This is a genomic window from Hydrogenophaga sp. (genome assembly GCF_965657535.1).
GTDB lineage: Bacteria > Pseudomonadota > Gammaproteobacteria > Burkholderiales > Burkholderiaceae_C > Hydrogenophaga.
On the sequence record NZ_CBFHOP010000001.1, the window covers coordinates 97,032 to 109,992 of the forward strand.

General features: G+C 61.7%; 17 protein-coding genes. 2 read left to right on the top strand and 15 right to left on the bottom strand.

The window, feature by feature from the left end; all coding sequences use genetic code 11:
- Positions 1–7: 7 nt before the first annotated feature.
- The gene (locus tag ACTG4K_RS00565) at positions 8–838 is read right to left on the bottom strand and encodes a plasmid replication/partition related protein (RefSeq protein ID WP_439112249.1); all 831 of its coding nucleotides are present in this window, start codon (positions 836–838) and stop codon (positions 8–10) included.
- A 110-nt stretch (positions 839–948) separates the two neighbouring features.
- Between ACTG4K_RS00565 and ACTG4K_RS00570 the strand changes: the two genes are divergently transcribed.
- The gene (locus ACTG4K_RS00570) at positions 949–1,404 is read left to right on the top strand and encodes an acyl-CoA thioesterase (protein ID WP_439112250.1); all 456 of its coding nucleotides are present in this window, start codon (positions 949–951) and stop codon (positions 1,402–1,404) included.
- 25 nt (positions 1,405–1,429) lie between these two features.
- Here the strand turns inward: ACTG4K_RS00570 and ACTG4K_RS00575 are convergent, their stop codons facing one another.
- The 4 genes from ACTG4K_RS00575 to ACTG4K_RS00590 all read right to left on the bottom strand — a co-directional run bounded on the left by ACTG4K_RS00575 (position 1,430) and on the right by ACTG4K_RS00590 (position 3,935).
- A complete protein-coding gene (locus ACTG4K_RS00575; protein WP_439112251.1) occupies positions 1,430–1,636 on the bottom strand; it encodes a hypothetical protein in 207 nt (68 codons plus the stop codon).
- A 49-nt stretch (positions 1,637–1,685) separates the two neighbouring features.
- Positions 1,686–1,997, bottom strand: coding sequence for a BON domain-containing protein (locus ACTG4K_RS00580; protein ID WP_439112252.1), 312 nt, complete (start codon positions 1,995–1,997; stop codon positions 1,686–1,688).
- Between the two features lie 121 nt (positions 1,998–2,118).
- The gene (locus ACTG4K_RS00585; protein WP_439112253.1) at positions 2,119–3,327 is read right to left on the bottom strand and encodes a multidrug effflux MFS transporter; all 1,209 of its coding nucleotides are present in this window, start codon (positions 3,325–3,327) and stop codon (positions 2,119–2,121) included.
- A 134-nt stretch (positions 3,328–3,461) separates the two neighbouring features.
- Positions 3,462–3,935 carry an acyl-CoA thioesterase gene (locus ACTG4K_RS00590; RefSeq protein WP_439112254.1) on the bottom strand — a complete coding sequence of 158 codons (474 nt, stop codon included), beginning with the start codon at positions 3,933–3,935 and terminating at the stop codon, positions 3,462–3,464.
- Between the two features lie 149 nt (positions 3,936–4,084).
- Between ACTG4K_RS00590 and ACTG4K_RS00595 the strand changes: the two genes are divergently transcribed.
- On the top strand, positions 4,085–4,492 hold the full coding sequence (locus ACTG4K_RS00595) for a GlcG/HbpS family heme-binding protein (RefSeq protein ID WP_439112645.1): 408 nt from the start codon (positions 4,085–4,087) through the stop codon (positions 4,490–4,492).
- Between the two features lie 3 nt (positions 4,493–4,495).
- Here ACTG4K_RS00595 and ACTG4K_RS00600 read toward each other — a convergent pair whose 3' ends face one another.
- From ACTG4K_RS00600 to ACTG4K_RS00645, 10 genes are all read right to left on the bottom strand, one after another.
- Positions 4,496–5,656: an extracellular catalytic domain type 1 short-chain-length polyhydroxyalkanoate depolymerase gene (locus tag ACTG4K_RS00600; protein ID WP_439112255.1), complete on the bottom strand. Its 1,161-nt coding sequence runs from the start codon at positions 5,654–5,656 to the stop codon at positions 4,496–4,498.
- A 139-nt stretch (positions 5,657–5,795) separates the two neighbouring features.
- Positions 5,796–6,215: a CopG family transcriptional regulator gene (locus ACTG4K_RS00605; RefSeq protein ID WP_439112256.1), complete on the bottom strand. Its 420-nt coding sequence runs from the start codon at positions 6,213–6,215 to the stop codon at positions 5,796–5,798.
- Between the two features lie 158 nt (positions 6,216–6,373).
- Positions 6,374–6,514: a hypothetical protein gene (locus ACTG4K_RS00610; protein WP_439112257.1), complete on the bottom strand. Its 141-nt coding sequence runs from the start codon at positions 6,512–6,514 to the stop codon at positions 6,374–6,376.
- Positions 6,507–7,025 (bottom strand): hypothetical protein, encoded by a 519-nt coding sequence (locus ACTG4K_RS00615; protein WP_439112258.1) that lies wholly within the window; start codon positions 7,023–7,025, stop codon positions 6,507–6,509. The genes ACTG4K_RS00610 and ACTG4K_RS00615 overlap by 8 nt, the downstream gene beginning before the upstream one ends.
- A 264-nt stretch (positions 7,026–7,289) precedes the next feature.
- Complete coding sequence (locus ACTG4K_RS00620; RefSeq protein WP_439112259.1) at positions 7,290–8,612, bottom strand: DNA cytosine methyltransferase; 1,323 nt, start codon at positions 8,610–8,612, stop codon at positions 7,290–7,292.
- A complete protein-coding gene (locus tag ACTG4K_RS00625; RefSeq protein ID WP_439112260.1) occupies positions 8,613–9,554 on the bottom strand; it encodes a hypothetical protein in 942 nt (313 codons plus the stop codon).
- Positions 9,544–10,653, bottom strand: a complete 1,110-nt coding sequence (locus ACTG4K_RS00630; RefSeq protein WP_439112261.1) for a hypothetical protein — start codon at positions 10,651–10,653, stop codon at positions 9,544–9,546. Before ACTG4K_RS00630 ends, ACTG4K_RS00625 begins: the two co-directional genes overlap by 11 nt.
- A 137-nt stretch (positions 10,654–10,790) precedes the next feature.
- Positions 10,791–11,177, bottom strand: a complete 387-nt coding sequence (locus tag ACTG4K_RS00635) for a helix-turn-helix domain-containing protein (protein ID WP_439112262.1) — start codon at positions 11,175–11,177, stop codon at positions 10,791–10,793.
- 538 nt (positions 11,178–11,715) lie between these two features.
- A complete protein-coding gene (locus tag ACTG4K_RS00640; RefSeq protein WP_439112263.1) occupies positions 11,716–12,336 on the bottom strand; it encodes a phosphoribosyltransferase in 621 nt (206 codons plus the stop codon).
- 27 nt (positions 12,337–12,363) lie between these two features.
- A complete protein-coding gene (locus ACTG4K_RS00645) occupies positions 12,364–12,930 on the bottom strand; it encodes a phosphoribosyltransferase family protein (protein ID WP_439112264.1) in 567 nt (188 codons plus the stop codon).
- Between the last annotated feature and the right edge of the window lie 31 nt (positions 12,931–12,961).

A 12,961-nucleotide genomic window follows, 5' to 3' on the forward strand; every position in this document is an offset into this window, starting at 1 on the left:
CAACCGGTCAGACCAACTGCGCTTCGAGCGCTTGTACCTGCTGGCGCAGCGCGGCGTTTTCGGCCTGCAGCGTGGCCACCTGACGCTGCAGGGCCTGCACGGCGTCGGGCGCGTCGGCGTCCACCGGGGAGGCGGCCTCGGGTGCGGTGCCGTCGCGCGGCTTGCGCTTGGCTTCGCGCACGCGTTTGGCGGCCAGCTTCAGTTCGTCTTTGCCGGCGTGGGCGGCGGCCACCTGCTCGTCAGCGGGCAAAGAGGCCACGGCGGCGGCGGTGTTGAGCGAAATGGTGCCCGACTTCACCGCCGCCACCAGCTCGGGCGCGGCTAGCTTCTGAATCTTTTCAATCGCCACCACCTGGCTGCTGCTGAGGCGGGCGGCGCGGGCAATGGCTTCGCGGCTCTTGAGCGCGTCGGGCTCGGGCTGGCTGGGTGCGGCGGTGGCGCTGGCCGGGTCTTCGGAGCGGTCTTCGACGCCTTCTGTGCGCTCGGCGCTGGCTGCGGCCTGCGCGCGCACGCGGCGTTCGGCCATGATCTCGCGCTGGCGCAACGCCAGCACCCCGCGCTGAAAGTCCGACACGCTGCGCCGCCCCAGGTGCTGGCCAATCATCCACAGGTGCACGTCTTGCATGGAACGAAACTGCGTGTTCTGCACGGTCTGAAACGGCAACCCGTGTTTTTGGCAAATGCCGTAGCGGTTGTGGCCGTCCACCAGCGTGTCGCCCCACAGCACCAGCGCGTCGCGGCAGCCTTCAGCCAAGATGCTGCGCTCCAGTGCCTCGTATTCGTCGGGGGTCAGCGGGTCGATGTAGGCTTTGAGTTCTTCGTTGACGGCGATGTGCATGGGCAAGCGGTCCAGGGTGCGGGATACGGGTAAAGGGCTGCCATTCTATGTGCCGGCGACAATGCCCGGGTCCCTGCGTCCAGCCCCATTTCAGAGCACGTTTTCACCCCATGAGCCGCATCACTTTTGAACTCCCCGAGCGCTTTGTCTTTGCCACCGAGATGCAGATCTACATCAGCCACGTGAACCAGGGCGGCCACCTGGACAACGCGCAGCTGCTCACGCTGGTGTCTGAAGCGCGGGTGCGGTTTTTCCGCTGGTTGGGCTACACCGAGGGCAACGTGGCCGGTTGCCCCATCGTGGTGGGCGACCTCGTGGCGCAATACAAGTCCGAGGCGTTTCACGGCGAAACCCTGCGCGTGGACATGGTGCCGGCCGACTTCAACCGCTACGGCTTCGACCTGGTGTTTCGCATGGCTGAAACGAGCCAAGGCCGCGAGGTGGCGCGCGGCAAGGTGGGCGTGGTGTTTGTGAACAAGGCCGACCGCAAGGTAGCCCCCGTGCCCGAGGCCTTTCAGCAGCGCCTGCGCGAAACCACACCAACCGCCCGGCCCACGGCGGGCTGAGCGGCTGGGGGTTTCAACTGGGGGTTCAGCGCGAGGTGTCGCCCGGTGGCGACCGGCGCGACTGCGACTGGTTGCTGCCACCCACATGCGACTCGCGGTCGCTGCGGCTGGTGGGCGTGCGCTGGCCCTGGTTGAGCTGGGTCGGGTCTTGCTCACCCACCTTGTTGGTGTCGTTTTCGACCTTGCGGGTGTGCGGCGCTTGCTTGTCTTGCGGATTCAGGTTGTGCTTCATGGCGATGGTCTCCGTGGGATGAAAAAGGAAAGATGCTTAGGCGAACCGCTCAGGGCCGGACCACGATGTTGTTGATGACGCTGGACACGCCGGGCGTGGTGCGCGCAATGGTTTCGGCGCGGCCCTTCTCGGCGGCACTTTTGGCAAAGCCCGAGAGCTGCACCGCGCCGCGCAGCGTTTCCACACTGATGGACAAGGCACTCACCGCCGGGTCTTCGGCAAACTTGGCCTTGACGCGCGCGGTGATGGTCGCGTCGTCCACGTACTCGCCCACGGTGGACTGTTCGCGCGACACGGCGCAGCCCACGGTGCTGAGCACCAGAAGCCCGGACAGGGCCATGGCAACGGCTGGGTGTTTCATAGCGTGCTCCTTGCAAAAAGCAACTTATCGCACGATCACAAACACCCGTCAAACGCAGCGCTCAACGCAATGGCAAATGGCCGCAAAGCCGGCTGAGGCAAGCCCTGCAGCGGCCCAGAACCTAACGGGGATGGTGGTTCTGGCGCCGGTGCAGCAGCACCTGCGCCACCGCCGCGCACACCGAAAAGCCGAGCATCAACAGCCCCAGGTTGACGGCGCTTTCGTGGGTGAACAGGCCCACGGTGAAGCCGCCCACGGCGCCCATCAGTTGCTGCATGAGGCCGGCCACGGCTGCGGCCGAGCCGGCCAGCGCTGGGACCAGGCTGACGGTGCCCGCCAAGGCCGGCGGCACCAGAAAACCATGGCCGATGCCCAGCAAAATAAGCGGCAGCGCAAAGGCCAGCGGCGAATGCCAGCCGGCCAGCGCGAGGCCCAGCATGAGGGCCACACCGCTCAACGTGAACCCCTGGCCGAGCTGCATCATGGGTCGGTCGCCGGTGCGGTGCACCAGGTGCGAGGTGAGGTAGTTGCCCACGATGTAGGCGAGCGGCACGCTCATGATGTAGTAGCCAATGCCTTCAGGGCCCACGCCGTAGCTGCCCAGCACGATGGGCGCCCCGCTGAGGAAGGTGTAGAAGGTGGCCGTGATCAGGGACAGGAGGGCCACATACAGAATGAAGGCGGGCTCGCGGGCCAGGCGCGCATACGAGGCCCACATGGCGCGCAGCCAGTGCGGCTGCACGGTGGTGGCTTTCTGGTGGTCGGGCAGGCCGCGCCAGGCCGCCACAAACAGCACGGCAGCCAGCCCGGCCATGAGCACAAAGTTGGACTGCCAGCCCAGGCGCACATGCAGCTGCCCGCCGATGATGGTGGCCAGCGGCGGGCACAGGCCCATGGTCATGCCGATGTAGGCCATGACGCGGGTGCGCGCCGGGCCTTGAAACAGGTCTTGCACCATGGCGCGGCCCACCACCATGCCGGCCGCGCTGCCCGCACCTTGCAGCACGCGCGCCAGCGTGAGCAGGCCCAGGTTGGTCGACAGGGCGGCCAGCACCGAACCCACGCAGGCCACGAAGAGACCAAACAACAAGATGTTTTTGCGACCCAGGCGGTCAGACAGCGGGCCGTACAGCAGCTGCAGGCCGCCGTAGGCCACCACGTAGCCGCTGAAGGTGAGCTGCACGCTGGCCTGGCTGGCGCCAAAGATGCCAGCCCATTCCTGCATGGAGGGCAGGCAGATGGTCATGGCCAGCAGGCCAAAGGCGAGCTGGGCCAGCAGGTTGGCCACCAGCAGGGTTTGGGACGGGGGTTGGGGTTGGGCAGCGGTCATTCAGCGGTGCGAGCCCTGCAGCGGGCCGCAAAAATGGAGCGGCCCCAATGGCCGCGTGCCACTGTAACCGCCACCGGGCTGTCGGCCTGTCACCTGCAGCCCGGTGGCGCGGGGTGGGGCCGCTCAGCGGCGCTTCAGCGCACGGCCAGAAAGCGCTGTTCCATTTCGCGGCGCATGGCTTTGCGCACCTCGGCGGCGCTGTGGCGGCGGCGCTCGTCGGGGGTAAAGGGGCGCAGCGGCGACACGGCCGTGGGCTTGCCTGCGTCGTCCACCGCCACCATGGTGAAAAAGCAGCTGTTGACGTGGCGGTTTTCCTGCGTGCGGATGTTTTCGGCGATCACCTTGATGCCGATTTCCATCGACGAGCTGCCGGTGTGGTTGACCGAGGCGAGAAAGGTGACGAGCTCGCCCACATGGATGGGCTGGCGAAACATGACTTGGTCCACGCTGAGCGTGACCACATAGGTGCCGGCGTAGCGGCTGGCGCAGGCGTAGGCCACCTGGTCAAGCAGTTTCAAAATGGTGCCGCCGTGGACGTTGCCCGAGAAGTTGGCGGTGTCGGGCGTCATCAGCACCGACATGCTGAGCTGGTGTGCGGGAAGTTGCATGGCTTTGGATGGAGGGCGGGCGGTGGTTGAACCGCTGTTGGGGAAGCACCGATCGTGCCACGGTGGCGCAGGTGCCCCGCCGGCCTGGGCGGGTTAATTGACGCAACGCTTTTGCGCAAGCCCCGGCGGCCACGTTCCAGATCAAGACCCTGACGCCTGAGACCGCGCTGGTGGCGGCGCAAGCGGCCATGGCGGCCTGCCGGGCGCAAGGCTTTCAGGTGGGTGTGGCGGTGGTTGACCGCTCGGGCCTGACCCAGGTGTTTCTGCGCGACCGCTTTGCAGGCGCCCACACGGTGGACGTGGCCACCAACAAGGCTTGGACGGCGGCGAGCTTTCGCACGTCCACGCTGGATCTGGCCACCGAGTCGCAAGCGGGCAAGCCCATGAGCGGCATTCGCAGCACACCGCGCATGCTGGCGGTGGGTGGCGGTGTGGTGATTGAGGGCGGCGGCTCCAGCTACGGCGCCATTGGCGTGTCGGGTGCGCCCGGTGGCGACGCCGACGACGCCTGTGCCAAGGCGGGCATCAAGGCGATTGCCGACAAGATCGAGTTTTAAGACTCAGCCCTTGCCCTGCCCTGGCTGCGCCAGGAAAAAGCGCAGCATCTCGGCCGAAGCGTCGGGGCCGTTGCCGTCGGTGAACGAGCCGGCAGCGGCTCCGCCCGACCAGGCGTGGCCCGCGCCGTGCAGCGTCCACGCTTCCACCAGGCACTGGCCCTGGGCGTTGGTGTGGCGGGTGCGGGTGTAGCGGCGGCCGCTGGGTGCCTGGCCCTGCTCGGTGCTGGTTTGAAGCCCCGCCGGGTGGGCCGCGTGGGCGCGGGCGGCTTGCTGCACGATGCGTTCGCCATTGCTGTGCTGCACGGTGTGGTCGAGGTCGCCGTGGAACACGATCACCGGCACCGCCTGCTGGGCTTGGCGGCGCGGGTCGGCTGGCGTGCCCGGCAAATGGCCCATGCCCATCACACCATGGCCTTTCATGGCTGCCATGGCCGAAGGAATGTCGTGCGCGGCGGCATACGGCAGGCCCGAATGGGCGCCCACGGCGGCAAACAGCTCAGGGTAGGTTTCGCCCAAAATCACGGCCATGGCCGCGCCGGCCGACAGCCCGGCCACGTACACACGGCCGGGGTCCACCGGGTGCTCGGCCACCACGGCCTGCACCAGAGCGGCCAGCAGAGCGGGCTCGCCAGCGCCGCGCACCTGGTCTTCGGCACGAAACCAGTTCCAGCAGCGCGAGGCGTTGGCCCCCGGCGCCTGTTCGGGGTAGACCACCACAAACCCATGTTCGTCGGCCAGCCGGTTCATCTGGGTGCCGGCGGCAAAGTCGTCGGCCGACTGGGTGCAGCCGTGCAACATGACCACCAGCGGCAAGCCAGCTGTTTTGGCGGTTTTGACTGTCTGGGCACCCGCGGCCTGCACCGGCACGTACAGCTTGTAGGCCCGCGTGCCCGCAGGCGCGCTGAAGCTGCGCAGCACAAACTGGCCACCAGCGGGGGCCGCCTCGGTCGCATCAGACCCCGGCGCCGGCACTTCGCGGGCCACCACGTCTACGACGTTGTCGTGGGCTGGCGCGGCTTGCGCTGGCGCCGCCGCCGCCCCCACCGCCAGACCCGCCGAGGCCAGCGCGTTGCGGATGGTTTCGCTCACCCCGCGCATGGGGCCGCTTTGGGTGTTGAGCCCGGCCGACGCCAGCGCGCGTTCAATGGTTTCCTGAATGTTCATGGCAAGGGCGCTCGGTGGTGAAAAGGCAGAAAGGCATGCGGGGGCTGCGTGGGCCAACCATGGCTTTCCAGTTGAGTCTGGCGTGTGTTTTGAGTGCGGATGGTTCGAAGCGGGTTGTCCGGCGGGTTGTAAGGCGCCTTCACACCATGCGCCCGGCCAGCGCGCGGCGCACCTCGGGTGACGCATGAAACGCGCCCAGCACCGACACCGACTCAATGGCGGCCAACGCCAGTTCGGGCGGCACGTCTTCAGCAATGCGGGCCAGGCCTACCACCTGCACCCGCAGCCGCTGGCCGGTGGCCACGGCGCGCTCCAGGTCGGCCCGGCTCAGGTGCTGCAGACCCAGCATGAGGGTGCGCCGCGCCACGGTTTGGCGCACCGTGTCAGCGTGCACCGCCAACTGGTTGCGCACCGCCGTGCGGATCAAGTCAGAGCGGTTGGAATAAAACCCTTCCTGCACCAGCAGATCGACCTGCCCCAGGTCCACCACACCCAGGTTGATGGTGAGTTTTTCGGTGTCGCCCACCCGGGCTTTGGGTTCGGTCGGTGTGTTGGCCATGTGAAAACCATCTGTTTAGAATCCAATTGGATTCCATATGGATGGTATTTGAGCACATTTGGCCAAAAACCCAACGGGTGACGCCCCCACACCGATGAACGGTCAACCCGGGCAGCCCACAGCCGCCGGGCCGCCCTGCCCTGCACCACGCACGCCCACTAGGCGGCCGGGTGGTCCCCACCGGACGCATCCAGCTCGATCACCAGCGCCTGGCTCATCATTTGCCCCGCCACGCGCCACGCCACCGGGTCGGTTTCGGTCGCCTGGCCCGGCGCCCGGCCGGCCGCCGTTTCAACCACCAGCAGCCGCACCGGATGCAAAAAGGCCGCGCGGCGGCCCTGCAGCGTGGCCACGGCGCGGCACAAAGCGCCGCAGCGCCTGGCGGGCCACGGGGTTGTTGAGCAAGTAGCCAGCGTCCCATGGGTCGGTGGGCTGGCGGGCGCGCCACCATTGGGCGTCGTTGAACTTGACGCGCAAGCGCAACCACAGCCCCGCCCAGCGGCCCCCGGCAGCGGCCAGCTGGTCGCTGCCGTCCAGCTGGCGCGAAAAAGCTTCCGCCAGCCACGCAACCTGGGCACCGCGCAGCACCGCCACCGACACGGGTTGCACCAACGCCGGCCGCTGCCAAGGCCGCAAAAACGGGCTGTCGCCACCCCCTGCACCACGGGCACACCAGGCGTGCAGCTTCTGCAAGGCGGCCTGCTGCGCGGCAAGGTGCAGCGCAGCAGAGGTCAACGGCGCCGGGGGCTCCACGCTGAGCGCCTGAGCGTCGTAACGGGCCATCAGGCCTGCAATCCGCGCTTTCAACATGTCTGTCATTTCACCACCTGGGGTTGCAACGTGTGCAAGGGCAACGAAGTCTGACACGGCCTTTGGCGGCCGGTTGGTAGTTGCAGAGTTTGGCGCGATGGGGTCTTTGTTGGGGCGCTGTTTCTCTGCGATGGGTTGCCATTTACAGCTGGTGATTTCACTGACCGATGAAGGCGGGGTGCAGCCGTTCAATTTCTTTGACTCAGCGTCGGCACATACAAAAAGCTGCCAGATAGTTTGCTACCTCTACGGGACTGAAGAGAGCTAAGCTGCGAGCTTAAGGTTGTCGTCCTGAATGCCATCTGCGCCGCCAGCCAAGGCGAACAAGCAACGTGCAACTTCGCTCACTACTTTCACATTTACGGCGTTGCCCAGTGCCTGAAATGCCGCACCATCCGTCTCGGGGAGGTATCGCAAATCATCCATGGACTGCAGCCTCTTGCACTCTTTCAGAGTCATGTACCGCGACTCCCAACCGATGATGGGTGTCTGCGTGGTGGTCATCGCCACCAGCGCAGGGGCGGTCGATCTGCGTTTCACACGCAGTCCCGATGCTCGAACTTGAAGCACGTGTTTCGTCAGATCCCGAACCTCTCCTTGGCAATTCCACTCCAGCTTCTGCAAGGATGACGGGAACTGCTCGAGCTTCTTCATCCATGGCTCGATCCACTGGCGGTGCTGCTGAAACAGTTCTCTGTTTTGGCGGATGAAGGCCTGCTTCCACACCGGAAAGCAGGCCTTCTTGGCTCGCGCATAGCTTGGTGCACACTCTAGGATTTCGGCCTTGCCCTCCCCAAAAAGCTGGCGCCCGAACGAACCCCTAAAACTACATAGTTCGTTGATCGTGTACGAATGGAGGGAGTCCCGCGACGTAGGGTAATTGGCTCCAAATTCGTGCCCCCAGATTGGAAATGAAGGCAGCTTTTTGTCTATTGGATACTGGTCAAGGAACTCTTGCCAGACCTCTATACAGTCCACCAACTGTTTAGTGATCGGCTTCGCATCTGCTGGAGCAACATCTAGCACGGTGCCAATGTCAAGAACTCCGTGAGGCTCTTCCGGCCAATCGAATGAGGCAAGGCCTCCGCGCGACCGAAGGTGCGCGACCATATACAAACGCTCACGAATCTGCGGCACGCCAAATTCGTGTGGCGACAGCTTCTTGCTGAGAACATCGTAGCCAAACGAATTTAACGTCTCAACAACTTTTTCATATGTATTGCCGTCGTCATGATTGAGGAAATTGGCGACATTCTCAAGGAGTACGAATCTCGGGCGCCTGCACTCAATAATCTCAGCAATTCGAAGAAAAACTGTTCCCCTCAGTTCATCTTTCCACCCTAGTTGCAAGCCTGCTTTCGAAAATGGCTGGCACGGGAATCCTGCGCATAAAACTTCGTGATCTGGAACGGCAGATGGTGAAATTTTCCAAAGATCTCCTTCCGCAGCAATTCCGAAATTTTTCTTGTATAGCGCCTGCAAGCTACTTTGAATTTCAGACGCAAAAACACATTGCCCGCCATGCAACTCCAGAGCCTGATGAAAACCACCGATGCCGGCACATAAATCAACAAATCGAAATTTCATCTAGGGAAGTCTAGGAATTGCTGCAACATAAGGAGTCATCCAGCTGATTATCTCTTGCTCAACAGCAGCTGGCAACCAATTTCCTGCATTAATATCTAGCAGGCGATATCGATCAAAGAATATTCCCTGAACTATTAAGGTGTTTTTGCGAAACTCGCCATCATCAACAAAGGCGTAAGGCATGGCAAACCCTTTGGATGGCGGTGAATTAAAGGACACTACTTTCGACCAGATACTCAAATCAGGGGTGCGTCTCTTGTTAATCCAATCTTTACCAGAAGCACACTGGATCATCGTCACCGGCATGCAAGGTCGATTGTCGCCAAATGAGCTATACATCAGTAAGTCCAGCCCAAGTTCGTTAGCATACGCGTCAACCCACAATTCCCGCTCAGCACCTTCTCGTTCAAAAAGTTCCGCGATGATTTCGTTCACGCAATCCTTCAGTTTAACTGCATTGTCAGCCGCCCAGCCGACGCGCTTAACTATCCAACCTGGGTACCGGGCGGTAAGAGCAGCATGACAAATTTTCTCAAAAATTGATCCTTGCACGCCGTAAACAATTGGAAAGTCCTCTTTGTTGAACGACTTAGGATATAGATATCCTACGCATGACAAGAAAACGCAGAAACTGTACGCAGGGTAGTCAGTCCACTTCTTCGTCGCAGTGAATGACATGGCGTCAGTCTTGATGCCCAAAGTGTGTTCCAACCGACGAAAGCGGCGTTCCACAATTGCCCATGCGTCGTCAACAAACGCATTTGCAAAATCTTGCTCCAGGTAGACGCCATTCTCCGTGAGCGAGTCGACTACATCCGATTTGTAAAGAGGCTCATCGGAAAAAATAACACTAGCCTCTAGCCAGTCGCAAAAGAAATCTAAACGACTATTGTGCTTGTTAACCGAGTAGCTTATTCCTTCTTCCGGCAACTTAAGAGCCATCTCGTTCCTCCGCCAAGATCTCATCCTTTATTGCCGGGAAATTGCTCAGCAGTTGGAATATATCAGCGCCCAACCGACGAACGACGCGCTGCATTTCGTCTGACTTTTTGTATACATGAACATCGCCCAGCGCCAATTGGATATTGTCCGACGCCGAAGATATAAGTTCGATGACATTTCGCTCCCCTTCCCCTGACTTCCGAAGAGCAACTTCAAATACCGGAACGGTTGTTCGCTCAAGGTATTTTACGGCCTCCTCACTTTCAAGAATTCTTCCAAAATCATCGACATGACGGGAGTCTGAGAATAGAGGTGCCTTCCTTTCCTTGCCAAACAGCCAGGTCGAATAGTTTCTGAGATTTTCTTGATAATCGGGCTTGATCGGTTCGCGTGCTTCTGCAGGATCTGCATTCCAATTAACGCCCAAGTATTTCTGTGCGCCCGCGCTTCTTAATGATAAATACAGAACGCTAAATTTTTTCTCAACTTCCTCTACATCAATATCTTCATCCTCATCCATCTGGGTGAGCACTCGATATGCGATGTAATGAGATCTAACAGTTGGGGCTTTACTCCCAATTTTTCTCCTTACCTGATCATAAGTAAGACCTTCCTCCTCAATTAGTTTGGCTATGTATTCCGCCTTCTCTGCAGGCTTCCATTCCTTGATTCCGGTAACGTGCCGAAACCCGAGGTATGCAGAAACTTTAGCTCTGGATTCGACCTGAATATAAGGAAGATTTTTGAAGAAATCGTTTGATAAATTGCCGCTGCCTAATAAATCAGACCACTTCTTATTCTTTAATTGGCCGGTCTTTGCAGCCCACAGGAGCTTCACGGTAGCAAGCCTTCGATTGCCTTCTACGACTACTAGATGCTCTTTCCCATAAAGCTTTTCCTTTACAACTATCAGTGCCTCCTGGGGAAAGAAGCCGCTCTCCAAGAACGATGTAGCTATCTCGTCCAGCGTCCAGCCTTGCATCACCTCAAGAATCTTGTCCTGCTTGAGAGTCTTGGAGGCGACCTTTCGCCCGAGCCGTGGGTTTGTCGGATCGAGGTACAGGTCGTCAACAGATGCGTATTCAATTTTTGTGGCCATAAGAGCTCTCGAAAAAATAGCTGCCGTCTCGCACGTCCATAGTCGCGCGTCTAAGGGGTGGCCTCATTGTCTCGCCACACCCGGTCCGAAAGCTTATCAGTGCACTTGATTCACAAGATGCTTGTCGCTACCACCCTTCATCGTTTGCCGCTCTGCCCCTGCTTGACGGCTGGTTCCGTAAACGCAACGCTGACCTGCCGAATAGCGGCCTGCACAGTGGGGGTTGCCGAACGGTAGTTGTCGAGCAACGCGGCCTCCTCAGCCTCTAGAACCACCGTGCCTTTGTCAACTTGGCGCACCTCTGGGGTATGCCGGCCCGTGAGGATGTAGAGCACGTCCGCGCCTTCTTCGGCAAACAGCGCGAGATAGCTCGCGTTAGGCACCGTAGTGCCCGCCTCGTACTTGATCTGTGTGACCTTCGTCACCAAGGTGAGGTCAGCAATGGTCTGCTGGGTCAGCCGCAGACGCTGTCGCTCCTCTTTGATGCGCGTCCCAATGGCACTCATCACTTTTCCGTCATCCATCGACTTCTCTATCTAGGGGCTAAAAGTATACATTTCTTAACCATGGCAAATAAATATTTATCTCGTTTTTGATTAGGCATACCGGTGACCAACCACTCACCAAGAGGGCCAGCCCGATGCCCTGCAGCGCCATTGCACCGGCGCAAGAGGTCGTGGGCCAGCTGCTGAAAGAGGATCTCGTTCGCCTGCGATACAGCTAAGCGGCAGCTGGAAGCTCCTGGAACCCAGGTAGCCATTGCTGTTGCCATGCGCCTGTCGGAATCGGCCGTCAGCCGCATCAAGCACGACAAGCTGCACGAACTGCTCGCCTTACTCGCCCACGCAGGCTTTATGGTCGTGTCCAGCGACCTAGTTTGCGTTGTACCGTCAGAAACCTAAACAGAAGCAGTCATTGACTTGGCAAACGCCACCGACGGCAAGCGCTGTACACCAGCCACTGACCCTGGTTTTAAAAAGAACAGCAACCGGTCGGCAACCAACCTTCGTAACCGCCGGACGATGCCCAGCGCGGACCAGGCCACACCGAGGTGCGCCGTTTTCAGCCCCTCAGCAGCGCCATCACTTCGTCGTCTTCCACTTGGGGAAAGTGGCGGTAAAACTGGCCCACGGCCTGGAAGTCTTCGGGGGCGTGCAGGCACACCACTTCGTCGGCCAGGGTGCGGATGCGGGCCAGTGCCTCGGGCGATGACACGGGCACCGCGCACACCAGCTTGGCGGGCAGGCGCCGGCGCAGGCTGTGCAGGGCCGAGATCATGGTGGCGCCGGTGGCCAGGCCGTCGTCCACCACGATCACGGTGCGGCCTTCGGGATCGACGGGAGCCCGCAGGGGCGCGTATTGCACGCGGCGCGAACGGATGGTTTCGAGCTGGGTGTGCTTTTCGGCGGCGATGTAGTCCTGGTCGGCCCCGATGGATGCGGCGTAGGGCGCGATGTAGCTCCAGCCGCTTTCATCGACCGCGCCAATGGCCACTTCGGGCTGGTAGGGCGCGCGCAGTTTGCGCACCAGCACCACGTCCATGTCGCCCTGCAGCCGCTCGGCCAGCACCTTGGCCATGGGCACGGCGCCACGGGGAATGGCCAAAATCAGCGGGTGCTGGCCCCGGTAGACGGCCAGCCGGGTGGCCAGTTGGCGGGCGGCGTCTTCGCGGTCTTTGAACATGGTGGCTCCTTGGAATGGCGGGCGTGTTCAGCGGGCGCGCGGGGGTTGCAGCAGCTGGATGCTGAAGTCGGTCTCGTACGGCGGGACATGGCATTCGATGATGTGGCTGGGCGCCACCTGCAGCCGCAGGCCCACCACGTCGGCGCGCAGCGGCAGCGTGGTCACGCAGCGGTCCACCAGCACGGCCAGGCGCACGGCGGCGGCGTGTTTGCGGTTCAGGTGCTCAAGCACTTTCAACAGCGACTGCCCGGTGTAGAGCACGTCGTCCACCACCAGCACGGTGACGCCGCTCAGGTCGAGCGAGACGTCGCGCGGGGATTCGGTGAGCTGGGTGTCGGGGTAGACGAGGGTGAGGTCGTCGGCGTAGCGTTTGACGGACAGGTCCAGCCGCAGCGGCGGCGGTAGGCCATGGCGCAGCACCAGGCGCTCGGTGAGGCGGTCGGCCAGTGGCGCACCACGGCGCAGCACGCCCAACACGGCCACCGGGCCGTTGCCGCGCAGCAAGCCCACCGCCTGCTGCGCCATGTGGTCCAGCACGGCGGCGAACCCGGCGTGGTTGTAGAGGCAGGTGCGTGTGCCGGGCAGACATTTCATGGGCGTGCTCGCTGTGTGGAGAGGCATTCAG

Excerpts from the sequence above, each read along its gene's own strand:
- ACTG4K_RS00570 (WP_439112250.1), top strand. The coding sequence starts at position 949 with ATGAGCCGCATCACTTTTGAACTCCCCGAGCGCTTTGTCTTTGCCACC.
- ACTG4K_RS00575 (WP_439112251.1), bottom strand. The coding sequence starts at position 1,636 with ATGAAGCACAACCTGAATCCGCAAGACAAGCAAGCGCCGCACACCCGC.
- ACTG4K_RS00585 (WP_439112253.1), bottom strand. The coding sequence starts at position 3,327 with ATGACCGCTGCCCAACCCCAACCCCCGTCCCAAACCCTGCTGGTGGCC.
- ACTG4K_RS00565 (WP_439112249.1), bottom strand. The coding sequence starts at position 838 with ATGCACATCGCCGTCAACGAAGAACTCAAAGCCTACATCGACCCGCTG.
- ACTG4K_RS00605 (WP_439112256.1), bottom strand. The coding sequence starts at position 6,215 with ATGGCCAACACACCGACCGAACCCAAAGCCCGGGTGGGCGACACCGAA.
- ACTG4K_RS00580 (WP_439112252.1), bottom strand. The coding sequence starts at position 1,997 with ATGAAACACCCAGCCGTTGCCATGGCCCTGTCCGGGCTTCTGGTGCTC.
- ACTG4K_RS00590 (WP_439112254.1), bottom strand. The coding sequence starts at position 3,935 with ATGCAACTTCCCGCACACCAGCTCAGCATGTCGGTGCTGATGACGCCC.
- ACTG4K_RS00645 (WP_439112264.1), bottom strand. The coding sequence starts at position 12,930 with ATGAAATGTCTGCCCGGCACACGCACCTGCCTCTACAACCACGCCGGG.
- ACTG4K_RS00625 (WP_439112260.1), bottom strand. The coding sequence starts at position 9,554 with ATGGCTCTTAAGTTGCCGGAAGAAGGAATAAGCTACTCGGTTAACAAG.
- ACTG4K_RS00620 (WP_439112259.1), bottom strand. The coding sequence starts at position 8,612 with ATGAAATTTCGATTTGTTGATTTATGTGCCGGCATCGGTGGTTTTCAT.
- ACTG4K_RS00615 (WP_439112258.1), bottom strand. The coding sequence starts at position 7,025 with ATGTTGAAAGCGCGGATTGCAGGCCTGATGGCCCGTTACGACGCTCAG.
- ACTG4K_RS00600 (WP_439112255.1), bottom strand. The coding sequence starts at position 5,656 with ATGAACATTCAGGAAACCATTGAACGCGCGCTGGCGTCGGCCGGGCTC.
- ACTG4K_RS00630 (WP_439112261.1), bottom strand. The coding sequence starts at position 10,653 with ATGGCCACAAAAATTGAATACGCATCTGTTGACGACCTGTACCTCGAT.
- ACTG4K_RS00635 (WP_439112262.1), bottom strand. The coding sequence starts at position 11,177 with ATGGATGACGGAAAAGTGATGAGTGCCATTGGGACGCGCATCAAAGAG.
- ACTG4K_RS00640 (WP_439112263.1), bottom strand. The coding sequence starts at position 12,336 with ATGTTCAAAGACCGCGAAGACGCCGCCCGCCAACTGGCCACCCGGCTG.